Below are 24385 nucleotides of genomic sequence, written 5' to 3' on the forward strand. Positions count from 1 at the left end.
TGCAGTACAAGACTGGTGAGACAGCAATACTGTTGAAGAGAGTGATCCGATGGACGTTGGCAGGGAGAGGCGCGGATGGTGCAGCAGCAGCGAGCCGGTCAGGGCGACGCGGACAGCCTGACCGTCGACCAGCTCGCCGCACGGGCCGGCGTCACCGTCCGCACGATCCGCTTCTACAGCACCCGCGGTCTGCTGCCCCCTCCCGCGATCGGCCCGCGCAGGGTGGGCCGCTACGGCCTGGATCACCTCTCGCGGCTGGCACTGATCGAGGAGCTGCAGAACCAGGGCATGACGCTCTCCGCGATCGAACGCTATCTTCAGCGCCTCCCGGAGGACATGGACCCGCACGACCTCGCGATCCACCGCGCCATGGTCGCCTCCTGGATGCCCGACACCGTCGACGAGGCGACGCGTGAAGAGCTGGAGCGCCGGGTGGGCCGGGAGCTGACCGACGACGACCTGGAACGGCTGAGGGCGATGAGCGTCCTGGAGAGCACGGACGACCCCGCCCTCTTCCACGTCGACCCCGCGCTGCTGCACCTGGGCGTACGGCTGCTGGACATGCCCATGTCGCAGGAGACGATCCTCGCTGCGCGCGAGGCGATGCTGGAACACGCCCGGCTCGCGGCCCGGGAGCTCAGCCGCCTCTTCAAGGACGAGGTCTGGGAGCCCTACAGGGCGCGTGAGGCCGACCCGGAGCAGGTGGAGCGGATGAAGTCGCTCTCCGCCCACATGCAGCCGATGGTGGTGCAGGCGCTGATGACGGCGTTCCAGCGGTCGCTGAAGGAGGAACTGCGGGCGGCCTTCCCGAAGGACGGCCCCCCGCAGTAACCGTACGGCGGCGTCAGTCCTTGAAGATCTCGCCCTTGGACGCCTTCTCCGCGAGCAGGTCCGGTACGGCGAAGCGGTCTCCGTAGCGCTCCCGCAGCTGGCCGGCCCGTGCCACGAATCCGGCCGGGCCGCCCTCGTAGCCGTTGATGTACTGGATGACGCCGCCCGTCCACGGCGGGAACCCGATGCCCATGATCGAGCCGATGTTGGCGTCGGCGACAGAGGTGAGGACGCCCTCCTCGAAGAGCCGGACGGTGTCCAGCGCCTCGGAGAAGAGCATCCGCTCCTGCATGTCCTTCAGGGGGATGCCGGGGTCGGCGTCCTTTCCGAAGTGCTCGCGCAGTCCCGGCCAGAGCTTGCCGCGCTTGCCGTTCTCGTCGTAGTCGTAGAAGCCCGCTCCGCCGCTGCGGCCCGTGCGTCCGAACTCGTCGACCATCCTGTCGATGACGGCGTCGGCCGGGTGGGCCCTCCACTCGACGCCCTCGGCCTCCAGGCCGCGCCTGGTCTCCTCGCGGATCTTGCGCGGCAGGGTGAGGGTCAGCTCGTCCATCAGGGAGAGCACCTTGGCCGGGTAACCGGCCTGGGCCGCGGCCTGCTCGACGGTGGCGGGCTCCACACCCTCACCGACCAGGGCGACGCCCTCGTTGATGAAGTGGCCGATGACGCGAGAGGTGAAGAAGCCGCGGGAGTCGTTGACGACGATCGGCGTCTTCTTGATCTGCTGCACCAGGTCGAAGGCGCGGGCCAGCGCCTCCTCCCCCGTGCTGCCGCCCTTGATGATCTCCACCAGCGGCATCTTGTCCACGGGCGAGAAGAAGTGCAGTCCGATGAAGTCGCTCCGCCGCTCGACGCCCTCGGCGAGAGTGGTGATCGGCAGGGTGGAGGTGTTGGAGCACAGCAGGGCGTCGGGCTCGACGATGTCCTGGATCTCCTGGAAGACCTTGTGCTTGAGCGCCGGGTCCTCGAAGACCGCCTCGATGACGGCGTCGCAGCCCGCCACGTCCCGCGGGTCGGCGGCGGGGGTGATGCGGGCCAGCAGTTCGTCCCGCTTCGCCTCGGTCGTACGCCCGCGCTCGAGCGCCTTCTCCAGCAGGCCCGCGGAGTAGCTCTTGCCCTTCTCCGCGGCCTCCAGGGACACGTCCTTGAGGACGACCTCGATCCCGGCCTTCGCACACGAGTAGGCGATGCCGGCGCCCATCATGCCCGCACCGAGGACGGCGACCTTGCGCACCTTGCGCGGCTCGACGCCCTGGGGGCGGCTGCGTCCGGCGTTGACGGCCTGCATGTCGAAGAAGAACGCCTGGATCATGTTCTTCGAGATTCGGCCGGTGACGAGTTCGACGAAGTAGCGGGCCTCGATGACCTGCGCCTGCTCGAAGCCGACCTGGGAGCCCTCGACGGCCGCGGCCAGGATGTTGCGCTGCGCCGGATAGGGGGCGCCGTTGGTCTGCTTCTTCAGGTTCGCCGGGAAAGCGGGCAGGTTGGCGGCGAACTTCGGGTGGGACGGGGTGCCGCCGGGGATCTTGTAGCCCGGGAGGTCCCAGGGCTGGTGCGACTCCGGGTTCGCGTCGATGAAGGCGCGCGCCGCGGCCAGCATGGCTTCCTCGCTGTCCACGACCTCGTGCACCAGGCCCTTCTCCTTGGCCTTGGCGGGGAAGTACTGCTGCCCCTGGAGCAGCACGTTGAGCAGTGCGTCGGTGACACCCATGAGCCGCACGGTGCGGGTGACGCCGCCGCCCGCCGGCAGCAGCCCGAGCGTGGACTCGGGGCAGCCGATCTTGGAGCCCTTGGCGTCGAGGGCGACGCGGTGGTGGCAGGCCAGTGCGATCTCGAAACCGCCGCCGAGCGCCGCTCCGTTGATGGCCGCCACGACGGGCTTGCCCAGGGTCTCGATGCGGCGCAGGTCCCGCTTGATCTGCATGCTCGCCTCGAAGACCTCCTCGGCGTCCTCGGGGCGGGCCCGGACGAGGTCGTTGAGGTCTCCGCCCGCGAAGAACGTCTTCTTGGCGGAGGTGACGACGACGCCGCGGACGTTGCCCGCCGCGTTCTCGCTCTCCAGGCGGTCGGCGACGGCGCTCAGTGACGCCTTGAAGGCCGCGTTCATGGTGTTGGCGGACTGGTCGGGGTCGTCCAGTACGAGGGTGACGACGCCGGTCTCGTCCTGTTGCCAGCGGATGGTCGTGGACGTCGTGGGCTCAGACATGGTGAGTGCTTCTCCGTACGTGAGGGCGGGCCGTGTCGGGACGGTGGCGGGACCGGGGGTCAGAGCCGTTCGATGACGGTTGCGCTGCCCATGCCGCCGCCGACGCAGAGCGTCGCCAGGCCGTAGCGCTGGTCGCGGCGCTCCAGTTCGTCGAGGAGGGTCCCCAGCAGCATCGCGCCGGTGGCGCCCAGCGGGTGGCCCATGGCGATCGCTCCGCCGTTGACGTTGACCTTCTCCAGCGGCAGTTCCATGTCCCTGGCGAAGCGCAGCACGACGGCGGCGAACGCCTCGTTCATCTCGACCAGGTCCATGTCGGCCGCCGTGAGGCCCGCCTTGGCGAGCGCCTTGCGGGAGGCGGGCGCCGGGCCCGTGAGCATGATCGTCGGGTCGGCTCCGGAGACGGCGGCCGAGAGGATGCGGGCGCGCGGCCGCAGGCCGTAGCGCTCGCCGACCTCGGCGCTGCCGATGACGGTCAGCGCGCTCCCGTCCACGATGCCGGAGGAGTTGCCCGCGTGGTGGACGTGGTCGATCTCCTCCACCCAGTGGTACTTCTGCAGCGCGACGGCGTCGAACCCGCCCAGCTCGCCGATGTCGGCGAAGGAGGGCTTCAGCCCGGCGAGGGAGTCGGCGGTGGTCCCGGGACGGATGTGCTCGTCACGGTCGAGGACCGTCAGGCCGTTGCGGTCGGTGACGGGGACGACCGAGTTGTCGAAGCGGCCGTCCTTCCACGCCTGGGCGGCCAGCTCCTGCGAGCGGGCCGCGTACTCGTCGACGTCGCGCCGGGAGTAGCCCTCGATGGTCGCGATGAGGTCGGCGCCGATGCCCTGCGGCACGAAGCCCGTCTCGAAGCTGGTCATGGGGTCCATCGCCCAGGCTCCTCCGTCGGAGCCCATCGCCACCCGGGACATCGACTCGACGCCGCCCGCGAGGACGAGGTCCTCCCAGCCGGAACGCACCTTCGCCGCAGCGAGGTTGACCGCCTCGAGGCCCGAGGCACAGAACCGGTTCTCCTGTACGCCCGCGACCGTGTCGGGCAGTCCGGCGGCGATCGCCGCCGTCTTGGCGATGTCGGAACCCTGGTCGCCCAGGGGACTGACGACTCCGAGCACGACGTCGTCGATCGCGGAGGGGTCGAGGTCCGGGTGTCGGCGGCGCAGTTCACGGATGAGCCCGACGACGAGGTCGATCGGCTTCGTGCCGTGCAGTGCGCCGTTGGCCTTCCCGCGACCGCGCGGGGTGCGGATGGCGTCGTAGATGTACGCTTCGGTGCTCAAGATCAGCAGCCTTTCGGGGCGGGTCGGTCAGTCGAGGAGGGAACGGCCGACGATCTCTTTCATGATCTCGGTCGTACCGCCGTAGATGGTCTGGATACGTCCGTCGGTGAAGGCGCGGGCCACGGGGAACTCGTTCATGTAGCCGTATCCGCCGTGCAGTTGGAGGCAGCGGTCGGTGACGCGCTTCTGCAGTTCCGTCGCCCACCACTTGGCCATCGAGGCGTGCGCGGCGTCCAGTTCGCCCTTCGCGTGGTCCTCGATGCAGCGGTCGAGGAAGGCCCGGGTCACCGCGCACTCCGTGGCCATCTCGGCGATCTCGAAGCGGACGTGCTGGAGCTTGGCGAGCGGCTTGTTGAACGCCTTGCGCTCCTTCACGTACGTGGTGGTCTGCGCCAGAACCTCCTCGGCTCCGGCGATGGCGCCCACGGCGATCGTCAGCCGTTCCTGCGCGAGGTTGTTCATCAGGTGGATGAAGGCGCCGTCCAGCCGGCCGAGCAGGTTCTCCTTCGGCACCCGCACGTCGTTGAAGAAGAGTTCGGCGGTGTCCTGCGACTTCTGGCCGATCTTGTCCAGGTTGCGGCCGCGCTCGAAGCCTTCCATGCCCCTCTCGACGACGAGCAGGCTGAGGCCCTTCGCGCCGCCTTCGGGTTTCGTGCGGGCCACGACGATCACCAGGTCGGCGAGGATGCCGTTGGAGATGAACGTCTTGGAACCGTTCAGCAGCCAGTGGTCGCCCTCGTCCGCCGCGGTGGTGACGATGCCCTGCAGGTCGGAGCCGGCGCCCGGCTCCGTCATCGCGATGGCGGTGACGATCTCACCCGAGCAGAAGCCGGGCAGCCAGCGGCGCTTCTGCCCGTCGGTGGCGAGAGAGGTCAGATAGGGCCCGATGACGTCGTTGTGCAGGCCGACGGCGAGTCCCGCGGCCCCCTTCCGGGTGAACTCCTCGGCGAGCACCGCCGCGTAGCGGAAGTCCTCGACGCCTCCCCCGCCGTACTGCTCGGGGACGGCGAGCCCCAGCAGGCCCTGCCGGCCGGCGGCGAGCCACGCGTCACGGGAGACGATCCCGTCCTTCTCCCACTGCTCGTAGTGCGGCTCGACCTCCTTGGCGAGGAAGGTCCGCACGGTCTGCCGGAACGCTTCGTGGTCCTCGTTGAAGATCTGGCGCTTCATCGGTGCTGCTCCCCTTCGAGCCTCTGCGTCTCGCCTGATTCGCGTCTGCGCTTCCCGGCCGTGCGCTGCGGTCCGTGGCTCACAGCCAGTTCTTGACCTGTTCGATCAGCCTGGCCGGGTCGGGGCCGACGGGGACGACGTTGAGCATGGTCACACCGGCCTCGCGGAATGCCTCGATACGTTCGCGGACGTAGCCCTCGGGGCCGCAGAGGGAGACCAGCTCGCAGAACTCGGCCGGAACAGCCGCTTCCGCCTCCCTCTTCTTCCCCGCGAGGTAGAGGTCCTGGACCTTCTCGGCGGCCTCCTCATAACCGTACGCTCGCGCCACGTCGTTGTAGAAGTTGCGGCCCTTGGCCCCCATTCCTCCGATGTAGAGGGCGATCAGGGGTCGTACCGACTCGCGTACCTGCGCCGCCTCCTCGCCCACCGCCAGCAGCGTCCCCGCCGAGATCTCCAGCGGACCGCGCTCCGGCGCACGCAGCGCCGCGCCCTCCGCGAGCGCCGTGCCCCACACCTGCTGCGCCTTCTCGGGGACGAACAGGTGCGGCAGCCAGCCGTCCGCGATCTCGGCGGTCATCTTCACGTTGGCCGGTCCGAGGGCCGCCACGTAGAGCGGGATGTCCGCCCGCTCGGGACGGTTGAGGAACTTCAGCGGCTTGCCGAGCTTCCCGCCCTTCTCCGCGGGCAGCGGCATGTCGGTGATGCCGTGGTGGTCGATGATCTCGCGCCGCCAGATGCGCCGGCACAGTTCGACGGTCTCGCGGGTGCGGCCGAGCGGCTTGTCGTACGGCTTGCCGTGCCAGCCCTCGACGACCTGCGGGCCCGAGGCTCCGAGCCCCAGGATGGCGCGGCCCTCGGACAGGACGTCGAGGCCCGCGCCGGTCTGGGCGATCAGCGCCGGGGTGCGGGAGTAGACGTTGATGATGCCCGCGCCGATCTGCAGGCGTTCGGTGCGGGCCGCGAGGTATCCCATGACGGTGGGCGAGTCGAAGCCGTACGCCTCCGCGACCCAGACCGCGTCGAGGCCCGCGGCCTCCAGCTTCACGATCTCCTCGGCGGCGGTGCGGGGGTTCTCGGCGTACTGGAGGGGAGTGGCGATCTTCATGCGTCGGCGTCCTCGGCGGGGTCGGTGTCGTCGGTGGTGTGGTCTGCGGGGTGGTCTGCGGTGCGGGCGCTGGTGTGGTCTGCGGTACTGGTCCGGGCAGCGGCGTCGCCGATCCGGGCGGTGTCCGGAGCGGAGCCCGCGGACCGGGGGTGGTCCGGGTCGAGGACGGGAAGCCGCCAGTCGCGCGCCACCTCGGCCGCGTCCGCGCCGGGCACGGCGGGCGGGCGGCTGACGCCCGTGGGCGTCGCAGAGAAGCGGGGTGCCGGAGCCGGCTGGGTGATCCCGCCGTACTCGACGAAGGTGCCGCGAGCGGCGAGGTGCGGATGGGCAGGGGCCTCGCGGAGGGAGAGCACCGGCGCCACGCACGCGTCGGAGCCCTCGAAGACGGCGGTCCACTCCTGCCTCGTACGTTCCTTGAAGCGGGTGGCGACCGCGGCGCGCAACTCGCCCCAGGCGCCGGGGTCCGCGCGGTCCGGCACGTCGTCCTCGATGCCGAGCAGCCGCACGAACTCGCCGTAGAACTGCGGTTCCAGCGCGCCGACGGCCATGAAGCCGCCGTCGGCGGTCTCGTAGGTGCCGTAGAACGGAGCACCGCCGTCCAGCAGGTTCGACCCCCGGCGGTCCTGCCAGGCGCCGGCGGCCATCATTCCGTGGATCATGGCGGACAGGTGGCTCGTACCGTCGACGATCGCCGCGTCCACGACCTGTCCCTCGCCGCCTTCCGCGCGGGCGTGCTGGAGAGCGGCGAGAACGCCGATGACGAGATAGAGCGAACCTCCCGCGTAGTCGCCGAGCAGGTTCGCCGCCGCGTAAGGAGGACCTCCGGCCGGGCCTGTCATGCCGAGGACGCCTGTGAGGGCGATGTAGCCGATGTCGTGCCCCGCGCGCTGCGCCAGCGGGCCGTCCTGTCCCCAGCCCGTCATCCGCCCGTAGACGAGCCGGGGGTTGCGGGCGAGGCACGCCTCGGGGCCGACGCCGAGACGTTCGGCGACGCCCGGGCGGTTGCCCTCGATGAGCACGTCGGCCCGCGAGACGAGGTCGAGCACCGCGGCGACGCCGTCCTCGCTCTTCAGATCGACGGTGACGCTGCGCTTGTTGCGGTTGGTGACGTCACTCCGGGGGTCGATGCCCAGCACCGCTCCGCCGGGTCTCTCCACCCGTACGACATCGGCGCCGAGGTCGGCGAGCACCATCGCGGCGAAGGGACCGGGACCGATTCCGGCCAGCTCCACGACACGCACACCGCGAAGCGGACCGTCCCCGCACTCCGCTGCTGTCGTCATCGAGTCCCCAATGTGACACAACTGATGTAACACCAACGATGCTATGAATGCGCCGCGCTTTCCACAACCCCGGACGTCCGGGCGGCGAGCCACGGAGGAGTGGCGTGCACCACACGCCGCCCGTCGCTGCGAGCCCGTCGCCCGCGCATCCCGTCTGGCCACCCTTCCGAGTGATGACACGGGGGGCACGCTGCGCAATACTGAGCGGAACAGCGCCTTATCGAGCACTTTCATGCAGTCGTTTTCGTGCAGCTGTCCGCCGTTGAAGGGGGCGGCGCTACGGCGGGACGGCGTCGGCTCGGGGCGATCGAAGCCGATGGGAAGCCGTACGAAGAGGGGTGGGGCTGTGAGCGGAACCGCGCACATGGAGCGGGAGTTGACGAGCCAGCCGGAGACCTGGCGGAGCGCCGCGGAGCTGGCGGCCGCCGGGGTTCCGTTGCCGGGTGCGGGCCGGCGGGTCGCCGTCGTGGGGTGCGGCACCTCGTGGTTCATGGCCCAGTCCTACGCCGCTCTGCGGGAGAAGGCCGGGCTCGGGGTGACGGACGCCTTCGCCGCGTCGGAGGCGCTGCTCGGAGCGGACCGGGAGTACGACGCGGTGGTGGCCATCACCCGCTCCGGCACCACCACGGAGGTGCTGCGGCTGCTCCGAGCCGTCCGGGGCCGCGTCCCCACGGTGACGGTGCTCGGTGCCCCCGGCACCCCTGCCGCGGAGATCTCGGACGACACGGTGCAGCTGCCTTTCGCCGACGAACTCTCCGTCGTCCAGACCCGGTTCGCCACGAGTGCGCTCGCGCTGCTGCGTGCACACCTGGGCGAGGACCTCTCGGCGGCGGTGCGGGACGCCGAGGAGGCGCTGACGGCTCCGGTGCGCCAGGAGTGGGTGGATGCCGAGCAGTTCACCTTCCTGGGGACGGGCTGGACGGTCGGGCTCGCCCACGAAGCCGCGCTGAAGATGCGCGAGGCGTCGCAGTCGTGGACGGAGTCCTATCCGGCGATGGAGTACAGGCACGGGCCGATAGCCATCGCCGCCCCCGGCCGCGTGACCTGGCTTCTCGGCGCCTCGCCCGACGGCCTGGAGGCCGAAGTGATGCGCACGGGCGCCCGGTTCGTACACCACGGACAGCGCGATCCGCTGGCCGAACTGGTGCTGGTGCAGCGCGTGGCACTGGAACGTGCCCGTGCCCGCGGGCTCGATCCCGACGCCCCGCGCAGCCTGACCCGTTCGGTGATGCTGGACGACGCCTCCTGACCGTCACCCGGGGCGCAGTCCGCCGCGCGACGGCGGGGGTCCGGCTGCCTCCTCGGCCGGTTCGTGACCGGCCGCCAGCGGGCCGTCTCCTCCCCGGTCGCCTCCTGTCCGTCTCCTCCCCGGTCGCCTCCTGTCCGCCCCTGTCCACCCCTCCCCCAGCCAAGGAAGCCGGAGCATGCCCCTCGTCAGCACCGCGTCCATCGTCGACGCAGCCCGCGCGTCGGGGGTCGGCGCGCCGGCCTTCAACGTCCTTCATCTGGAGACCGCGGAAGCCCTCGTCGCCGCGTCCGAGCGCGCCGGTGTGCCCCTCATCCTCCAGATCAGTGAGAACTGCGTGCGGTATCACGGCGGTCTGCTGCCGCTGCTGCGCGCCACTCAGGCACTCGCCGAGCAGTCCCGGACGGGCATCTCCGTCCACCTGGACCACATCACCGGCGGCGGCCTGGTGCGGGAGGGAGTCGAGGCGGGCGTGCGCTCCGTGATGATCGACGCCTCGGCTCTGCCGTACGAGGAGAACGTGGCGGCCACCGCCGAACTCACCGCCTGGTGTCACAGCCGGCAGGTCTACGTGGAGGCCGAGCTGGGAGAGGTGGGCGGCAAGGACGGCGTGCACGCTCCCGGCGCCCGTACGGACCCGGAGGAGGCGTGCGCGTTCGTCGGTGCGACGGAAGTGGACGCCCTCGCCGTCGCGGTCGGCTCCTCGCACGCGATGCGCGAGCGTACAGCCGTGCTGGACAAGGAGTTGATCCGGGAACTGCGGGAGCGGCTCCCCGTCCCGCTGGTGCTGCACGGCTCGTCCGGGGTACCCGACGAGGAGCTGCGCGCGGCGGTCGCCGCCGGCATGACGAAGATCAATATCTCGACGCATCTCGTGTCGGTCTTCACCGGCGAGGTGCGGCGGATACTCGGGGAACGGCCGGAACTCGTCGACTCGCGGAAGTACGCCGGTCCCGCGCGGGAGGCCGTGTCGAGGGAAGCGGAGCGGCTGCTGGGTGTGCTGGGGACGGCGTCCCCGTGAAGCGTCCCGAGCGGATGAACGCCCTGCTGGAGCTGCTGGGCGAGCGTGGCCGGCTCGACGTGGACGAGGCCGCGACAGCCCTCGAGGTGTCGGCGGCGACCATGCGCCGCGACATGGACGCCCTCGCGGAACAGCAGTTGCTGAAACGCACCCGCGGCGGCGCGGTCCTCAGCTCCGTGGCCTACGACCTTCCGATCCGCTACAAGGGCGGCCACCACGCTGTGCAGAAGCAGGCCGTCGCGGAAGCCGCGGCGCGCATGGTGGGGCGAGGTGACGTCGTCGGGCTCAGCGGCGGCACGACGACCACCGAGGTCGCCCGCGTGCTGGCCACCCGCCCGGACTTCGCGGAGCCCGGGCCCCACGCCCACCTGACGATCGTCACCAACTCCCTCAACATCGCGAACGAGTTGGCGGTCCGGCCGCAGATCAAGATCGTGCTGACGGGTGGAGTGGCCCACTCCCGGTCCTTCGAACTCTCCGGGCCGTTCAGCGAGCTCGTGCTGAGGCAGCTGACGCTGGACGTCGCCTTCATCGGGGTGAACGGCATCGACCCGCGGTGGGGTGCCACCGTCCACGACGAGGCGGAGGCGACGACGAACCGGCTGATGGCACAGCGGTCGGCCAGGGCCGTCGCGGTCGCGGACTCCTCGAAGCTGGGCAGGCGCTGCTTCGCCCATGTCGGGGGCCCCGACGTCTTCGGCATGTTCATCACCGACGACGGCATGGACGAGGCGTCGCGGGCGGATTTCACGGACAGCGGCTGGAAGGTGCTGAGAGCCTCCCCCCGCGAGGACGACTGACCCCCCGCCGCAGCCCCGCCCCCGCCCCCGCTTCGCCGGACATTCCCCAGGCGTGCCGCCGGCCCTACGCACGCGCCAAGTGGCCGCTGCCGCTTCCCTGTTGGGGTGCAGCCGACCGAGACGACGTGCCCTACGTCAGTGCGGCTGCCGCTGCCGGGGGGTCTCAGCCAGGTGATCCTCCTGGTGGTCGCGGTCGACGAGCCTGTTGAGACGGTTGGGGACGTTGCAGCCGACGAGGACGATCACGACCGCAGTCAGCCCGAAGGTGAGGACCGCGAGTGACTGGGCGAGCGTCATGCCCTCCGCGAGACGCGCGCCCAGGACCGGCGCGACAGCACCACCGAGGGCGCCGACGTTGTAGACGAAGCCGAGCGACGCCGCCCGCGTCTCCACGGGGAAGTGCCCCGCGATGTACTTCGGCAGGATGCCGGAGATGCCCTGGCTGAGCGCCAGCAGAGCGAAGAGCAGCATGCCGAGTCCCACGAGACTGTCCTGTACGGCGAAGACGGGGAAGACGAAGGCGAGGGAGGCCGTGAGGGAGAGGGCGTACGCGCGCCGCGTTCCGAACCGGTCCCCCACGAAGCCCGCCAGCCAGCAGCCGCACATGGTGCCGAAGCCCGCGTAGTACATGACGTCGGTGACCTGGCCCGCCCCGTAGCCGAGTTCCGTCTTGAGGTAGGTCGGCAGCAGCGACTGGATGGGCCACGAGTAGAGGAACGCGCAGAAGACCGTCACCATCAGCGACAGGTACAGCAGCCAATTGCGGCGCCCGCCCATCTGGACGGCGAAGGCAGCCAGAGCCCCCGTCGCGGCCAGAGCGAGAGGCAAGGTCAGTCCGCCTCCGAGCGGAGTGAAGACGAGAAAGAGCGCCACGGTCGCGACCGCCGCGAGGAGGCAGTTGACCGCCGAGCGGACGGCACCCGTGAAGAGAGGCCGGAACGGGTTCGGCCGCGCTTCCCGCCCCCTCCCGGTCACACCGTCCCGTCCGCTGCCGGCGCCGCTTCCCCCGCCGGTCCGGGGCTCCCCCACCTCGGCCTGCCAGTCCCCGGCCTCGGGCAGTGCCTTGCGTACCCACAGTGCGACGAGTACGGGCAGCACCCCTAACCAGAACATCCATCGCCAGCCCAGCGACGGCACCACCCATCCGTAGACCTCGGCGGCGAGCACCGATCCGGCGGCGTATCCCGAGATGAGGAAGCCCGACGCCCGGTTGCGTACGCGCACGGGCCAGCTCTCCAGCACATACGTCGCACTGGCGCTGTACTCGCCCGCCATGCCCATGCCCACTGCGAGCCGGGCGGCGAAGAGGCTGTGGTAGTTCCAGGCGAACCCGCACGCGAAGGTTCCCAGCGAGTAGAGCAGGATGCTCGCGATCATGGCGGGCTTCCTGCCGTAGCGGTCCCCCATCGCCCCCAGCAGCGCACCGCCCAGCCACCGCGTGATGAACGCACCCGAGACCAGGCCGGCCGCCTGGACGGTGCTGAGCCCGAACTCGTCGGCTATCTCCGTCAGTACGAGCGTGATGAGGACGAAGTCGAATCCGTCGAGGAGATAGCCGAGCCAGGCGGCCGCCAGCGACTTCCACTGCGTGCCCGAGACTTCGCGGTACCACGGACGGCTGTCCGGACCACCCGGACCGCCGGGACCACCCCGACCACCCGGACCGCCGGGACCACCCCGACCGCCGGGACCACCGGGAGCGCCCGCTGCTCCGCCCGGTGCCCTCACTTCAGCCCCGCCCGCTCCAGCAGCGCCCGGACACGCTGCACGGCAGCCGCGTCCAGCGGTGTCTGCGGTGCCGCCGTGGCAGGGCAGTCGATGACGCCGAGGAGGTGCAGGGCGGCCTTGAAGGCCCCGATGGCCGAGGAGTTGCGCCCCATCGTCTCCTCCGGCCCGGCGTCGGTGATCGAGAAGAGCGCGGCCAGACGGTCCTGCTCCGCCGCGGCCTCCGTCCAGCGTCCTGCCCGGGCGTGCTCGTACAGCCGCAGATAGCCCTCCGGATCGACGTTGCCCAGCCCCGGTACGACGCCGTGGACACCGGCCAGCAGAGCGCCGTCGACGGTCAGTTCGGAACCGGTGAGCACGGAGAACCGGTCCAGCAGTCCCCGGCCGCGCAGTTCCGCGAGCAGCCGTCGCAGGGACGCCTCGTCACCGCTGCTGTCCTTCAGCCCCGCCAGCGTGCCGTCCTCCGCCAGCTCGAGCACCGTCGCGGCGGCCAGCTTGGTGTGCACGGCCACGGGAATGTCGTACGCGAACACCGGAAGCGGCACACCCTCCCGCACCCGGCGGAAGTGACGGGCGATCTCGGCCGGATGGGTCCGGGTGTAGAAGGGCGCGGTGACGACGAGAGCGTCCACCCCCGCTTCGGCCGCGGCACGGGCGTGGTCCAGGACGCGGGCCGTGGTCATGTCGATGGCCCCGGCCAGTACCGGCACCCTGCCGTCGACGTCCTCGGTGACGACCCGCACGACCGTCCGGCGCTGCGCGTCGCTGAGGTAGGCGGCCTCGCCCGACGAACCCAGCACGAACAGCGCGTGCACTCCCGCGTTCAGCAGGCGCCGGACGAGGGCCCGCAGTGCAGCGGAGTCGACTCCCCCCTCCGGGGTCAGCGGCGTGCACAGCGGCGGTACGACACCTGTGAGGGGCACGGGAAGGGTGCCGTCAGGGGCCTTGCGAGCCGTACGCGGATCGGGACGCGGCATGGCGGCTCCAGGGCGGGGAGAGCACGTGTGCCGTGGGGTTCCATGGCACACGCACGAGTCTCCCGGGCAGCATGAACGCTCTCAAGACTGCTTTCCGCCGTACGCCGCGTCTCCCCGCACCTCCCCCTGCACCGCCTCCCGCAGCGCCGCCCTGCACAGCGCGTCCGCGCACCGCGTCGTCTCCGGCAGCCGGTAGCGCCGGGCGAGGCTCAGCGTGTGCGCGCGGGCGGCCTGGAGGCTCACGCGGTGGCCGGACGAGACGTAGACGGGTTTCACGCCGTCCTGGGTGCGCAGAGCGCTGCCGACCTCTTCCGTACCGTCCAGGAGGGGAGCCGAATCGCCGCGGCGCGGCCCCGGCTCCGCGCTCGTGAAGACGAACGGGTTCTTGGCGACGCCGATCGACGGAACCCCGGTGAGCACCCCCAGATGGCTGGCCAGCCCGAACCGGCGCGGATGCGCCCGCCCGTACCCGTCGCAGACCAGCAGGCCCGGTTCGCGGCCCGACTTCTCCCGCAGGGAGTCGAGCGCCTCCAGCAGTGCCGGGATCTCGCGGAAGGCGAGGAGCCCGGGAACGTAGGGGAAGGCGACACGGCCGAACGCGGTCGCCCGGGCGAGGACGTCGAGGGAGTGCGCGTCCAGTGCGACGGCTGCCGCGGCGACCATGTCGCGTTCGTCGTCGTAGGCGACGTCGAGGCCGACGACCACTGTGCCGGACGCGCCCGGCTCGGGGCTGTGGTCCGTCCCGTCCACGCGGAGGCGCAATTCGTCCTGCACGGCGAGCGCCTCGGCCTCGGTACGCGGCCATCCTGCGGGGCGCGAAGGGGTGTTCATGGGGGCGTCACGCTACAGCAGCGCCGTCCCGCGGCTGCCGGCTGTCCGCCGCCGTCGCCGTCTCCGCCGGGGCGACGCGACGAGTGGTTCTTCCCCTTCCGCTAACGCCCTACTTCACACGTGGAGTGCCAGAATGCGCGTCATGGAGCGATCTTCACCAGCAGCGACGGGCGGCGCGGCATGCCAGGCGGACCCGGGCGGCACGGGCGGTCCGGCCGGGGACGCGCGTACGGCCGGGACGGGCGGCGCCACCGGCACCGGGGCCGGGGCCGGGGCCGTCCAGGCGGTCTGTTCCGCGTCCGAGCTGCCCGGCATGGAGCATGCGTGGACCGCGCTGGGCGGTGACACCGGCCTCCTCGAACGGGTCTCCTGCCACCTGCGCCCCCAGCTGCTGCCCGCCCGGCTGCCCGTCCTGGAACTGGCCCGGGCGACGGTGGCGGTTTGCTCCCTCTCCGCTGCCGAACTCTCGGCCCTTCGCGCGGGAACCGCCTCCTCCGGAGCTGCCGCCGTTTCCCGCGTCCCGTCCGTACAGGTGGACGACGGCGCTGTGGCGACCGCCTTCACCAGCGAACGCCACCTGCGGACGGACGGCCGCTCCTCCGTGAACTTCGCGCCGCTCTCCCGCTTCTGGCGCACCGCGGACGGCTGGCTGCGCACCCATGCCAACTATCCCCATCACCGTGCCCGGCTGCTCTCCGCCCTCGGCGTCCACGAAGGGCACCGCGACGAGAACGCGCTCGCCGAAGCGGTCGCCGCCGAACTGGCGCAGCGCTCCGCCGCCGAGACCGAGGAGCACGTGCACGCTGCCGGCGGCCTGGCCGTCGCAGCCCGTTCGGCCAAGGAATGGGCGGAGCATCCGCAGGGTGCGGAGGCAGCCCGGCGTCCGCTGGTGAGCACGGCGCGCGTGGACCAGGCTCCGCCGCTCCCCCTGCCGGGGGCGTTCGGGCACAGGCCGCTGCACTCGGTGCGCGTACTCGACCTCACCCGCGTCATCGCCGGGCCGGTCGCCACCCGGACGCTGGCCCTGCTCGGCGCCGACGTGCTCCGCATCGACGCACCGCAGCTGCCCGAGCACCCGGACACCCACGCCGACACCGGCATGGGCAAGCGCTCCGCGCTCCTGGACCTGTCCACCCGCGCGGGACAGGCCGACTTCGAGGAGCTGCTGAAGAAGGCCCACGTAGTCGTCACGGGCTACCGTCCGGGCGTCCTGGACCGCTTCGGTCTCGCACCCGAGTCACTCGCCGACAGGCGGCCGGGCATCGTCGTCGGGCAGCTGAGTGCCTGGGGCGCGTACGGGCCGTGGCGCAGGCGGCGGGGCTTCGACAGCCTCGTGCAGACGGCGAGCGGCATCGCGTTCGAAGAGCGGCTGCCCGGCCCCGATGACGGAACGGCCCCCGGCGTGCTGCCCGCTCAGGCGCTGGACCACGGCACCGGCTATCTGCTGGCCGCGGCCGTGCTGCGGTCGCTCACGGAGCAGCGGCGCGGCCGCTGCGGTTCGGGGGTCGTACGGGTGGCGCTCGCGCAGACCGCGGACTGGCTGCTCAACGGGCTGAGCCCGCAGCAGGGCCCCCCACGGCTCGCCCCGAAGTCCGCCGACGCCTTCGACGGAACGCCTCACGACCCGGCGCCCTGGCTGAACGAGACCCGCAGTCCGCTGGGGCGGCTGCGGTACGCGCTGCCGCCCGTCGCCTACGACGGCGGCCCGGCCGACTGGTCCCGTCCGCCGGGGGCTCCCGGCACCGATCCCGTCGCCTGGTGGTGAGCGGGAGCGAGCGGAGCGGCGGACGGCGGGTGACGGGCGCGCCGGCCCGGTCGGCCGCCGGCCACAGGGACTCGCCCCGGCTGACAGGGACCCGCCCCGGCCTACAGGGACTTGCCCCCGTCGCCGTGGTGCCGCTCGCCGTGGGAGCCGTGGGTACCGGTGCCGCCGTGCAGCCCGCCGTGGCCCCCGCCGCGCGGCTCGTCGTACGACCCGTCGATCTCGCGCCGTCGTCCGCGCTCCTCGTCGCGGAGGCGGCGCTCCAGCTCGCGCTGCTCACGCCGCTCCTCGCGGAGCTGCTGCTTCTCCTCGCGCTGGAGCTTGCGGACGACGCCGACACCGCCCATGACGGTGAAGCCCGTGATCACCACGCGAGGAGCGTCGGGGTCGCCCGCCACCGATCCGGACGTGTCGAAGCCGCCCATGATGCCGATGCCGCGCACCTCGACGCCGAGTCCCGGCGGGACGGTGACGCTCATCCCGCCCATCAGCGCGAAGCAGCGGATGACCACCTCGCGCTCCTCGAAGCGGGCGTCGCGCAGGTCGAGTTCGCCGCCGCCCATGATGCCGAGACCGGTGAAGACGCGCGGCACCGTCCACTGTCCCTTGCGGCCGAAGCCGCCCATGATGCCCACGCCCCAGCGGGACGTGGCCGTGCCGCCGATCCGCTCCGCCCAGCGGCGCCGCCTGCCCGGCGACGGGGCCGGCCCGGAGTCCCCGTCCGCGAGCCCGCTGTCGGCGCCGCCGTCGGGCGAGGGCTGCGGCAGGTCCCGTACGAGCGGGACCAACTCGCCCCGTGTACGGGCCGCGTAGGCGCCGTCGAGCCGCTCCTGGAACTCCTCGAGCCCGAGCCGTCCCTCGGCCAGCGCATCGCGCAGCACCTCGGCGATGCGCTCTCTCTCCGCATCCGAGGCGCGCATCTCCGGCAGGTCGTCGGTCATGCGGTCACCCTAGTACGCGGCCCGGTCACTGGACGGAGGCGAGCAGCCACTCGGCCAGTGCCACGGCGCCGAAACCCAGCACGAGCACTCCGCCGGCGACCCGGGTCCTGCCGCGACGGCTGAGCCCGATGGCCGTGCCGGAGAGGATCAGCGCGATTCCGTAGAAGCCCACGGTCAGCACGGAGGGAGCGCTGACCAGCCGCACGAAGAGCGCCACCGCCACGGCGACCATGACGACGCCGGAGACGACGACGCGGACCCTGCGGGCCTGCCGGGGTGTCAGTCCCGGACGGGGCCGGCCGTCCTCCGAGTCCACGGTGTCCTCGGTGGCCTCACCGGCCGCCCCGGCCGCCGGATCGTCACCCAGCGCCACCTCCGCGGTACCCGGCTCCTCCGCGGGGGCCGCCTCCTCCTGCGGTGCGGCCTCCGGGGCCGCGCCGTCCGGTTCGGTCCTCCCGCCGTCGGCGGCACCGCCGGCGGGTTCCGGGGCGGGCGGCTTCTCGTCGGTCGTCGGGCTTATGTTGGCTTCCGGCATGTCGGGAGGTTACCGGCACGGGGTACCGGCTGTCGCCGCAGGTCCCCAACCGTACGGCGTACAGGGGCGGTTGCCGTACGGGCGGAGGCGGTACCGGCGTGGGAGGGCTACTTGCGCGTCCAGTCGCGCAGCTCCGAGCGGCTGTCGAATTTGGCGAGGTTGGTGTCGATGGGGTCGTCGGTGTACTGGTGGAACCGCCAGGGGTGCTCGATACCCGGCTTGCCCGGCTTGCCGTTGTAGTGGGCTATCCACAGGCCGTCCCCCGCGAACGACGTGGTGTCGTGGTTGAGCCAGAAGTTGGTGTTGCAGTACAGCAGCACCCGGGTGTTGGGGCGTTCCTTCTGGACGTACTCGATCCAGGAGTCCTTCTCGGAGTTGCTGACGGCCGAGTCCTCCCAGTCCAGGACGAGCATGTCGCCGCGTACCAGGTTGATCTTCGACATGAAGTAGTCGGCCTGCGCCTTCATGCTGCCGGAGCGGGCGAAGTGGTAGAAGCCCGTGACGAGGTCGGCGTCGCGCGCGGTCTGCCGCTGGTCCACCCACTTCGGATTGGTGTACGACGTGCCCTCCGTGATCTTGATGAAGACGAAATCGAGGCCTTTCGTGCTGTAGTCGGAAGGTTGGTACGACGAGACATCGACACCCTTGATCACTGTGGACTCCTTCTGCCGCCATGAGGCGTTCGATTACTCCCTGTGCCTCCCGTACCCGTAGCACGCCGTCCCGTATCCCGAACAGACCGTAATGCGCCGGGGATGCGCGGCCGGAACGGGATGCGCGGGACACTGGGAATGCGCCCGCACGCCCCGGGATGCGCCGCGCGTGGAAAACGGTTCGCCCGCAGGGGCACCGGCGCGTCGTCGCGGGCTCCTCACCGGGCGGGGGCGGAGGATCTGCGCGGAAGGGGTACGCGGCAGCGGACGCCCCGGCCCAACGGGAACCCACCGGACGACAGGAGACAGCATCATGGCGACGACACGTACCGCGAACACCGTGTGGAACGGAGACCTCAAGAGGGGCTCGGGCGAGATCACCTTCGACTCGTCCGGCATCGGCAAGCAGGCCGTCTCGTGGGCGGCCCGCGCGGAGGAGCCCGACGGGAGGACGAGCCCGGAGGAGCTGATCGCGGCCGCACACTCCAGCTGCTTCTCGATGGCGCTCTCCAACGGGCTTGCCTCCGCAGGCACCCCGCCCACCCGGCTGACGACGAAGGCCGACGTGACCTTCCAGCCGGGCACCGGCATCACCGGCATCCACCTGACCGTACGGGGCGAGGTCGCCGGGATCGACGAGGCCGCCTTCACCGCCGCCGCCGAGGAGGCCAAGGCCAACTGCCCGGTCTCCCAAGCCCTTTCGGGCACCACGATCACTCTGACCGCCAACCTGGCCTGAGCGGAGGAGACATGCCGGAACTGCCCGAGGTCGAAGCCCTGCGCGACTTCCTGCACGAGCGCCTGACGGGACGCGGCGTGCGGCGCGTCATGCCGCTTGCGGTGAGCGTGCTGAAGACGTACGACCCCGGGCCGGACGCGCTGGAGGGCCGTACCTTCACGGAGGTCGGACGGCACGGCAAGTTCCTCGACCTGGACGCCGGCGGGCTGCATCTGGTCGTCCACCTCGCACGGGCGGGCTGGCTGCGCTGGCGGGACGCTCTGCCGCCGCAGCCGCCCCGCCCCGGCAAGGGTCCCCTGGCCCTGAGGCTCTGGCTGACGGCGGACCCCGGAGCCGACCGTGACGAGAGCGAGGGATCGGAGGGCTTCGACCTCACGGAGGCGGGCACGCGCAAGCGGCTCGCCGTGTACTGCGTGCACGATCCCGCCGACGTCCCGGGCATCGCACGGCTCGGGCCCGACCCGCTCGCCGACGAGTTCACCCCCGAGGTCTTCGCGGATCTCCTGCGCGGCGGGCGCCACCGCGTCAAAGGGCTGCTGCGCGACCAGAGCGTCGTCGCCGGGATCGGCAACGCATATTCGGACGAGATCCTGCACGCCGCCCGGATGTCGCCGTTCAAGATCGCCGCGGAGATGTCCGAGGAGGAGGTCGCCGCGCTCTACGAGGCACTGCGCGTGACTCTCGGTGACGCGGTGGAACGGTCCCGTGGCCTGGCCGCGGGCGAGCTGAAGTCGGAGAAGAAGACCGGCCTGCGGGTGCACGGCCGCAAGGGCGAGCCGTGCCCGGTGTGCGGTGACACGATCCGCGAGGTCTCCTTCAGCGACAGCGCACTGCAGTACTGCCCCAGCTGCCAGACGGGCGGCAAACCCCTCGCCGACCGGCGGATGTCCCGGCTGCTGAAGTAACGCACAGGCCGGGCGCCGACCGTTCCGAGGTGCGTATAGCGTGTCGGGGACATTGCAGGAGGACCGGCACCGAGGGGCAGGAATGACCGGCGAGGAAGTCGAGGAGTACGCCAAGAACCTGGCGCACATGGCTCGTGATCTGCTCGCGCAGGACTCCGTTCAGAAGACCCTGGACCGGATCGTCGAGCACGCCGTGTCCCTGGTGGACGGCTGCGAGGCCGCGGGGATCATGGCCGTCCAGGAGAACCGGGTCCAGACGCTGGCCACCACCAGCGACGTGGTCCGCGCCTCGGACCGCATGCAGGAGGAAGTGGGTGAAGGCCCCTGCTTCGACGCGGCGCGCGTGCCCCACGAGGTCTACCGGATCGCGGACATGACCGAGACGGTGACCCGGTGGCCCCGATACGCAGCAGAGGCACGGCAGTTGGGAATCGGCAGCATGATGGGGTTCCTGCTGTACACCGAGGACGACAACCTCGGCGCCCTCGACATCTACTCCTCCCGGCCCAACGCCTTCACCTTGGCCTCGGAGAACATCGGCTGGATGCTCGCCTCCCACGCCGCCGTCGCGTTCTCCAGCGCCCGTACGCACGCGCAGCTGCATGCGGCCATGGAGTCGCGCCACAACATCGGCGAAGCGATAGGCATCGTCATGGAGCGCTACAAGCTGGACGAGGACCAGGCGTTCGCCGTGCTGAGGAAGAGCTCGCAGGACAAGAACGTCAAGCTGCGCGAGATCGTACGGACGATCACCGAGACCGGCGAGATCCCCGGGGCACGCTGAGCCCGGGGCCTCCCCGGCGCGTCAGTCCCTCCTGGTGCGGGAGCGGTTGCGGCTGCGCTTGGACGAGGTGGTCCGGTATCCGAAGGGGCCCGGGAGGTCCATCGACGTCGTGCGGCGTCCTGTCGAACTGACCGTGTGGCGGGGGCCCTTGCTGCCGCCGGTCGTGACGGACCACGACTTGCGGTTGATGTTCAGACGTACGCCGGGCAGGATCCGGAAGCTCTTCCGGAATGTCAGCCCCATCTCGGCTCCTCAAGTCGCTGCGGAAACAACCTCGTCGACCCACGGGTACCCGCGCGGCTCGGCGGAACTCATCCGGCGTCCGGGTTCCGGTCCGGGGCCGGAGCTGGCCCCCGCGCACCGTGCCTCCGCCCGCGGCCGCGCCGGCGTCCCTACCAGGCCCCGCCGCCCTCCGGCTCGTCCTCCGTGCGGAAGACCAGCCGGTCGTCCTCGACATCGACCAACAGCTCGGTGTGCGGCTTGAGTTCACCGCTGAGCAGCATGCGCGAGAGCTGGTTGTCCACCTCGCGCTGAATGGTGCGGCGCAGCGGACGCGCTCCGTACTCGGGCTGGTAGCCGCGCCTGACGAGCCAGTCGACGGACGCGGGCGAGAACTCGACAGCCAGGTCCTGCGCGTGGACGCGGTGCCGGGTCTCGTCGAGCATCATGTCAGTGATCTTGCGCAGCTCCTCGTCGGAGAGCTTCCGGAAGATGACGATCTCGTCGATGCGGTTGAGGAACTCCGGACGGAAGTGCTCCCGCAGCGGGCGCAGCACCCGCTCCCTGCCGGCCTCCTCCTCTTCCTCCTCGTCGCCGGTGCCGAAGCCCAGCACCGTGCCGCGGCCCGACAAGGCCTCCGAACCGAGGTTGCTGGTCATCACGATGACGGTGTTGGTGAAGTCGACCGTGCGTCCCTGCGAGTCCGTCAGCCGGCCGTCGTCGAGCACCTGGAGCAGGATGTTGAAGACGTCCGGATGCGCCTTCTCGATCTCGTCCAGGAGCAGCAGGGAGTACGGGTTGCGGCGCACGGTCTCCGTCAGCTGCCCGGCGTCCTCGTGCCCGACGTAGCCGGGCGGGGCTCCGACGAGGCGGCTCACGGTGTGCCGCTCCTGGTACTCGCTCATGTCGAGCCGCACCATCCGGTCGTCGGTGCCGAACAGCGACTCGGCCAGTGCGCGGGCGAGTTCGGTCTTGCCCACCCCGGTCGGGCCGAGGAAGAGGAAGCTGCCGATGGGACGTGCCGGACTCGCCAGGCCCGCCCGGGACCGCAGCACCGCGTCGGCGACGGCGGCGACCGCCTCGTCCTGGCCGATGACGCGCTCACGCAGCCGCTCCTCCATGCCCAGCAGCCGCTCCCGCTCCTCCTGGGTGAGGTTGCTGACGGGGATGCCGGTCTGCCGGGAGACGATGTCGGCGATGTCCTCGACTGTGACCTCGGCGATGCGGCCGTTGGGCTGGTGCTTGCGCTCGTCCTGGTCGATCCGGGCCTTGAGTTCGGTGAGCCGGTCGCGCAGCTCCTGGGCACGCTCGTAGTCCTCCGCGGCGACGGCCTGGTCCTTGTCGCGGGCGACCTGCTCGGCCTCCCGTTCGAGCGCACGGACGTCTGTCCCGCGGGTCGCCGTGCGCAGCCGCACCCTCGCACCGGCCTGGTCGAGGAGGTCGATGGCCTTGTCCGGCAGAAAGCGGCCGGTCAGGTAGCGGTCCGACAGCTCGACGGCGGCGATCAGCGCCTCCCCGGTGTAGCGGACCTGGTGGTGCGCCTCGTAGCGGTCGCGGAGGCCGCGCAGGATCTCCACCGCGTCGCTCTCGCCGGGTTCCGGGACGAGGACGGGCTGGAAGCGGCGGGCGAGCGCCGCGTCCTTCTCGATGTGACGCCGGTGCTCCTCCAGCGTCGTGGCACCGATGACGTGCAGCTCCCCGCGGGCCAGCGGCGGTTTCAGCATCTGGCCGGCGTCCATGGAGCCGCCCTCCGTACCGCCGCCGCCGGCTCCGACGACGGTGTGCAGCTCGTCGATGAAGACGAGCAACTCCCCGGAACGGGAGCGGATTTCGTCGATGATGCCGGTGAGCCGCTCCTCGAAGTCGCCCCGGTAACGGGTGCCGGCGACGAGGCCGGAGATGTCGAGCTGGACCACGCGCCGCCCCAGCAGGTTGTCCGGCACGTCGCCGTCGACGATGCGCTGGGCGAGCCCTTCGACGATCGCGGTCTTGCCGACGCCCGCCTCGCCGATGAGGACGGGGTTGTTCTTGCCGCGCCGGGCGAGGATCTCGATCGTCTGCTCGATCTCGTCGTCCCTGCCGATGACGGGGTCTATCCGCCCGTCGCGGGCCGTCTCCGTCAGGTCGGTGCCGTACTTGTCGAGGTTGGGGGTGTCGCTGCGCCCCTGGCCCGGCATGCCGCGGGCGGGCTGACCCTCCGGACCGGCGCCCGGAGCGCCGGGGTAACCGCCGGGGCCCTGGGACCCGGAGCCGGGGAACGTACCGCCCGAGGAGGCCGAACGGGGGTCGAAGTGCGCGGCGTTGAGGATCTGCCCGGCCGTCGAGTCCCGGTTGGCGGCCAGCGCGATGAGGACGTGCTCGCTGCCGATGTAGGAGGCGCCGCGCGCGCGGGCGATGTCGTGGGCGTCCAGCAGCGCGCGCTTGACGGCCGGACTCACGGAGATCGACTTGCGCGGGGACCCTTCACCGACGTTCCTGTCGATCTCCTCGGTGAGCGCTTCCGCGTCCGCGCCGGCCCGGGAGATCATCGTGCGGGTCGGCTCGGTGGTGAGGGCCGCACGCAGCAGATGTTCGGTGTCCAGGTCGCTGCTGCCGTGCTGTGCCGCGTACGAAGCCGCTTCGGAGACGAGCTGCCGGGCCGGTTCGCTCATCAGCCGCAGGAAGTCGTAGTAGCGGGGGTCCCGCCTCCCGCCGCCGCCCGCGGAGGCGGCGCTGCCCAGGAAGCGCGCGATGAACTCTCCGAACGGGTCCCTGCCGAAGTCCTCGGGACCCATGTACCCGCCGGTCATAGGTATCCGTCCCGCTGACCCGGGCTTCACCGGGCCACGCTTTGTCGGCTGCATGACGCTTCCGGGCCGGAGTTCCCCGGTACGGCGCTGCGACACGTACCTGCGGGAGCGGGAGCCCGCCGTAACGCGCCGGCGAGCTGGGCCCGCGGCCGCCGGCGGGGAAAATCACTCGCAGCCGACGCCGCGGTCGTGCTGAATGTTAGATGGGGGTACTCGAGGTTCTACAGCGCTGACCGCCAGGAGGAAGGCACACGCTCATGCGAGGCTCTCCGTTACCCGCCCGGCGAGATGACCTGCGCCGGGACCGGGCAGGAAGACAGCGTGACCCTCCCTCGGCCCGCGGCCCGCCGGCACCGAGACGCAGTGAGAGTCCGGAACGAAGCAAGCACGCCGATGTGTTCGAGTCAGGGAGTACGACATGGCGGACAGCAAGGACGAGCAGACCTCCGACATGAAGCAGAAGTTCCGCGAGGCGCTCGAGCGCAAGAACCAGCGCGCCAAGAAGGGCGTACCGCACGAGGACTTCACGATGAACGTGCACGATTCGCGGCCTGACGGCCGCAAGCGCCAGTTCCGCCGCAAGACCGGCTGA

22 protein-coding genes are annotated in these 24385 nt (G+C 71.2%); 9 read left to right on the top strand and 13 right to left on the bottom strand.

All coding sequences use genetic code 11. The features are described 5' to 3' along the window. Positions 1–75: 75 nt before the first annotated feature. The gene (locus tag ACFPA8_RS18340) at positions 76–831 is read left to right on the top strand and encodes a MerR family transcriptional regulator (RefSeq protein ID WP_386449801.1); all 756 of its coding nucleotides are present in this window, start codon (positions 76–78) and stop codon (positions 829–831) included. Positions 832–844: 13 nt separating this feature from the next. On the opposite strand, the gene ACFPA8_RS18345 is transcribed toward ACFPA8_RS18340, so the two are convergent. The 5 genes from ACFPA8_RS18345 to ACFPA8_RS18365 all read right to left on the bottom strand — a co-directional run bounded on the left by ACFPA8_RS18345 (position 845) and on the right by ACFPA8_RS18365 (position 7866). Next, positions 845–3034 (bottom strand): 3-hydroxyacyl-CoA dehydrogenase NAD-binding domain-containing protein, encoded by a 2190-nt coding sequence (locus ACFPA8_RS18345; RefSeq protein WP_386449803.1) that lies wholly within the window; start codon positions 3032–3034, stop codon positions 845–847. Positions 3035–3093: 59 nt separating this feature from the next. Continuing rightward, positions 3094–4308 carry an acetyl-CoA C-acetyltransferase gene (locus ACFPA8_RS18350; protein ID WP_386449804.1) on the bottom strand — a complete coding sequence of 405 codons (1215 nt, stop codon included), beginning with the start codon at positions 4306–4308 and terminating at the stop codon, positions 3094–3096. Positions 4309–4335: 27 nt separating this feature from the next. After that, positions 4336–5478, bottom strand: a complete 1143-nt coding sequence (locus ACFPA8_RS18355) for an acyl-CoA dehydrogenase family protein (protein ID WP_386449806.1) — start codon at positions 5476–5478, stop codon at positions 4336–4338. A gap of 79 nt (positions 5479–5557) precedes the next feature. Beyond that, positions 5558–6583 carry an LLM class F420-dependent oxidoreductase gene (locus ACFPA8_RS18360; protein ID WP_386449808.1) on the bottom strand — a complete coding sequence of 342 codons (1026 nt, stop codon included), beginning with the start codon at positions 6581–6583 and terminating at the stop codon, positions 5558–5560. Then, positions 6580–7866 carry a CaiB/BaiF CoA transferase family protein gene (locus ACFPA8_RS18365; RefSeq protein WP_386449810.1) on the bottom strand — a complete coding sequence of 429 codons (1287 nt, stop codon included), beginning with the start codon at positions 7864–7866 and terminating at the stop codon, positions 6580–6582. The genes ACFPA8_RS18360 and ACFPA8_RS18365 overlap by 4 nt, the downstream gene beginning before the upstream one ends. A gap of 346 nt (positions 7867–8212) precedes the next feature. On the opposite strand from ACFPA8_RS18365, the gene ACFPA8_RS18370 reads away from it, so the two are divergent. The 3 genes from ACFPA8_RS18370 to ACFPA8_RS18380 all read left to right on the top strand — a co-directional run bounded on the left by ACFPA8_RS18370 (position 8213) and on the right by ACFPA8_RS18380 (position 10933). Then, entirely contained in the window at positions 8213–9115 is a 903-nt protein-coding gene (locus ACFPA8_RS18370; protein ID WP_386449812.1) for an SIS domain-containing protein, read from the top strand. A gap of 175 nt (positions 9116–9290) precedes the next feature. Continuing rightward, positions 9291–10133 (top strand): class II fructose-bisphosphate aldolase, encoded by an 843-nt coding sequence (locus ACFPA8_RS18375; protein ID WP_386449814.1) that lies wholly within the window; start codon positions 9291–9293, stop codon positions 10131–10133. Then, complete coding sequence (locus ACFPA8_RS18380; protein ID WP_386449816.1) at positions 10130–10933, top strand: DeoR/GlpR family DNA-binding transcription regulator; 804 nt, start codon at positions 10130–10132, stop codon at positions 10931–10933. Before ACFPA8_RS18375 ends, ACFPA8_RS18380 begins: the two co-directional genes overlap by 4 nt. A 135-nt stretch (positions 10934–11068) precedes the next feature. On the opposite strand, the gene ACFPA8_RS18385 is transcribed toward ACFPA8_RS18380, so the two are convergent. The 3 genes from ACFPA8_RS18385 to ACFPA8_RS18395 all read right to left on the bottom strand — a co-directional run bounded on the left by ACFPA8_RS18385 (position 11069) and on the right by ACFPA8_RS18395 (position 14466). Continuing rightward, a complete protein-coding gene (locus ACFPA8_RS18385) occupies positions 11069–12508 on the bottom strand; it encodes a sialate:H+ symport family MFS transporter (RefSeq protein ID WP_386450448.1) in 1440 nt (479 codons plus the stop codon). Between the two features lie 149 nt (positions 12509–12657). After that, positions 12658–13635, bottom strand: a complete 978-nt coding sequence (locus ACFPA8_RS18390) for a dihydrodipicolinate synthase family protein (protein ID WP_386449818.1) — start codon at positions 13633–13635, stop codon at positions 12658–12660. Between the two features lie 81 nt (positions 13636–13716). Next, positions 13717–14466, bottom strand: a complete 750-nt coding sequence (locus ACFPA8_RS18395; RefSeq protein ID WP_386449820.1) for an endonuclease V — start codon at positions 14464–14466, stop codon at positions 13717–13719. Between the two features lie 142 nt (positions 14467–14608). Here ACFPA8_RS18395 and ACFPA8_RS18400 point away from each other — a divergent pair, with 142 nt between their 5' ends. Then, positions 14609–16231, top strand: a complete 1623-nt coding sequence (locus ACFPA8_RS18400; RefSeq protein ID WP_386449822.1) for a CoA transferase — start codon at positions 14609–14611, stop codon at positions 16229–16231. Between the two features lie 101 nt (positions 16232–16332). On the opposite strand, the gene ACFPA8_RS18405 is transcribed toward ACFPA8_RS18400, so the two are convergent. The 3 genes from ACFPA8_RS18405 to ACFPA8_RS18415 form a co-directional block, all read right to left on the bottom strand. Continuing rightward, positions 16333–17169, bottom strand: a complete 837-nt coding sequence (locus ACFPA8_RS18405) for a DUF1707 SHOCT-like domain-containing protein (RefSeq protein ID WP_386449824.1) — start codon at positions 17167–17169, stop codon at positions 16333–16335. A 25-nt stretch (positions 17170–17194) separates the two neighbouring features. After that, on the bottom strand, positions 17195–17704 hold the full coding sequence (locus ACFPA8_RS18410) for a hypothetical protein (protein WP_386449826.1): 510 nt from the start codon (positions 17702–17704) through the stop codon (positions 17195–17197). A gap of 107 nt (positions 17705–17811) precedes the next feature. Continuing rightward, on the bottom strand, positions 17812–18357 hold the full coding sequence (locus ACFPA8_RS18415) for a glycoside hydrolase family 25 protein (RefSeq protein WP_386449828.1): 546 nt from the start codon (positions 18355–18357) through the stop codon (positions 17812–17814). 313 nt (positions 18358–18670) lie between these two features. Between ACFPA8_RS18415 and ACFPA8_RS18420 the strand changes: the two genes are divergently transcribed. From ACFPA8_RS18420 to ACFPA8_RS18430, 3 genes are all read left to right on the top strand, one after another. After that, a complete protein-coding gene (locus ACFPA8_RS18420; protein ID WP_386449830.1) occupies positions 18671–19096 on the top strand; it encodes an OsmC family peroxiredoxin in 426 nt (141 codons plus the stop codon). Positions 19097–19107: 11 nt separating this feature from the next. Continuing rightward, positions 19108–20001 carry an Fpg/Nei family DNA glycosylase gene (locus tag ACFPA8_RS18425; RefSeq protein WP_386449832.1) on the top strand — a complete coding sequence of 298 codons (894 nt, stop codon included), beginning with the start codon at positions 19108–19110 and terminating at the stop codon, positions 19999–20001. 82 nt (positions 20002–20083) lie between these two features. Further along, entirely contained in the window at positions 20084–20785 is a 702-nt protein-coding gene (locus ACFPA8_RS18430; protein WP_386449834.1) for a GAF and ANTAR domain-containing protein, read from the top strand. Positions 20786–20806: 21 nt separating this feature from the next. Here the strand turns inward: ACFPA8_RS18430 and ACFPA8_RS18435 are convergent, their stop codons facing one another. Both ACFPA8_RS18435 and ACFPA8_RS18440 read right to left on the bottom strand, forming a co-directional pair. Continuing rightward, positions 20807–21028 carry a DUF4236 domain-containing protein gene (locus tag ACFPA8_RS18435; protein WP_386449836.1) on the bottom strand — a complete coding sequence of 74 codons (222 nt, stop codon included), beginning with the start codon at positions 21026–21028 and terminating at the stop codon, positions 20807–20809. A gap of 149 nt (positions 21029–21177) precedes the next feature. After that, on the bottom strand, positions 21178–23793 hold the full coding sequence (locus tag ACFPA8_RS18440; protein ID WP_386449838.1) for an ATP-dependent Clp protease ATP-binding subunit: 2616 nt from the start codon (positions 23791–23793) through the stop codon (positions 21178–21180). Between the two features lie 418 nt (positions 23794–24211). Here ACFPA8_RS18440 and ACFPA8_RS18445 point away from each other — a divergent pair, with 418 nt between their 5' ends. Next, complete coding sequence (locus ACFPA8_RS18445; protein WP_386449840.1) at positions 24212–24385, top strand: DUF5302 domain-containing protein; 174 nt, start codon at positions 24212–24214, stop codon at positions 24383–24385.

The organism is Streptomyces ovatisporus, from assembly GCF_042653885.1.
Classification (GTDB): Bacteria; Actinomycetota; Actinomycetes; order Streptomycetales; family Streptomycetaceae; genus Streptomyces; species Streptomyces ovatisporus.

What these genes read in the sequence shown, in the direction of transcription:
- ACFPA8_RS18340 (WP_386449801.1), top strand. Translation starts at nt 76, where the DNA reads ATGGTGCAGCAGCAGCGAGCCGGTCAGGGCGACGCGGACAGCCTGACC.
- ACFPA8_RS18345 (WP_386449803.1), bottom strand. Translation starts at nt 3,034, where the DNA reads ATGTCTGAGCCCACGACGTCCACGACCATCCGCTGGCAACAGGACGAG.
- ACFPA8_RS18355 (WP_386449806.1), bottom strand. Translation starts at nt 5,478, where the DNA reads ATGAAGCGCCAGATCTTCAACGAGGACCACGAAGCGTTCCGGCAGACC.
- ACFPA8_RS18360 (WP_386449808.1), bottom strand. Translation starts at nt 6,583, where the DNA reads ATGAAGATCGCCACTCCCCTCCAGTACGCCGAGAACCCCCGCACCGCC.
- ACFPA8_RS18365 (WP_386449810.1), bottom strand. Translation starts at nt 7,866, where the DNA reads ATGACGACAGCAGCGGAGTGCGGGGACGGTCCGCTTCGCGGTGTGCGT.
- ACFPA8_RS18375 (WP_386449814.1), top strand. Translation starts at nt 9,291, where the DNA reads ATGCCCCTCGTCAGCACCGCGTCCATCGTCGACGCAGCCCGCGCGTCG.
- ACFPA8_RS18390 (WP_386449818.1), bottom strand. Translation starts at nt 13,635, where the DNA reads ATGCCGCGTCCCGATCCGCGTACGGCTCGCAAGGCCCCTGACGGCACC.
- ACFPA8_RS18395 (WP_386449820.1), bottom strand. Translation starts at nt 14,466, where the DNA reads ATGAACACCCCTTCGCGCCCCGCAGGATGGCCGCGTACCGAGGCCGAG.
- ACFPA8_RS18400 (WP_386449822.1), top strand. Translation starts at nt 14,609, where the DNA reads ATGGAGCGATCTTCACCAGCAGCGACGGGCGGCGCGGCATGCCAGGCG.
- ACFPA8_RS18405 (WP_386449824.1), bottom strand. Translation starts at nt 17,169, where the DNA reads ATGACCGACGACCTGCCGGAGATGCGCGCCTCGGATGCGGAGAGAGAG.
- ACFPA8_RS18410 (WP_386449826.1), bottom strand. Translation starts at nt 17,704, where the DNA reads ATGCCGGAAGCCAACATAAGCCCGACGACCGACGAGAAGCCGCCCGCC.
- ACFPA8_RS18420 (WP_386449830.1), top strand. Translation starts at nt 18,671, where the DNA reads ATGGCGACGACACGTACCGCGAACACCGTGTGGAACGGAGACCTCAAG.
- ACFPA8_RS18425 (WP_386449832.1), top strand. Translation starts at nt 19,108, where the DNA reads ATGCCGGAACTGCCCGAGGTCGAAGCCCTGCGCGACTTCCTGCACGAG.
- ACFPA8_RS18430 (WP_386449834.1), top strand. Translation starts at nt 20,084, where the DNA reads ATGACCGGCGAGGAAGTCGAGGAGTACGCCAAGAACCTGGCGCACATG.
- ACFPA8_RS18435 (WP_386449836.1), bottom strand. Translation starts at nt 21,028, where the DNA reads ATGGGGCTGACATTCCGGAAGAGCTTCCGGATCCTGCCCGGCGTACGT.
- ACFPA8_RS18440 (WP_386449838.1), bottom strand. Translation starts at nt 23,793, where the DNA reads ATGACCGGCGGGTACATGGGTCCCGAGGACTTCGGCAGGGACCCGTTC.
- ACFPA8_RS18445 (WP_386449840.1), top strand. Translation starts at nt 24,212, where the DNA reads ATGGCGGACAGCAAGGACGAGCAGACCTCCGACATGAAGCAGAAGTTC.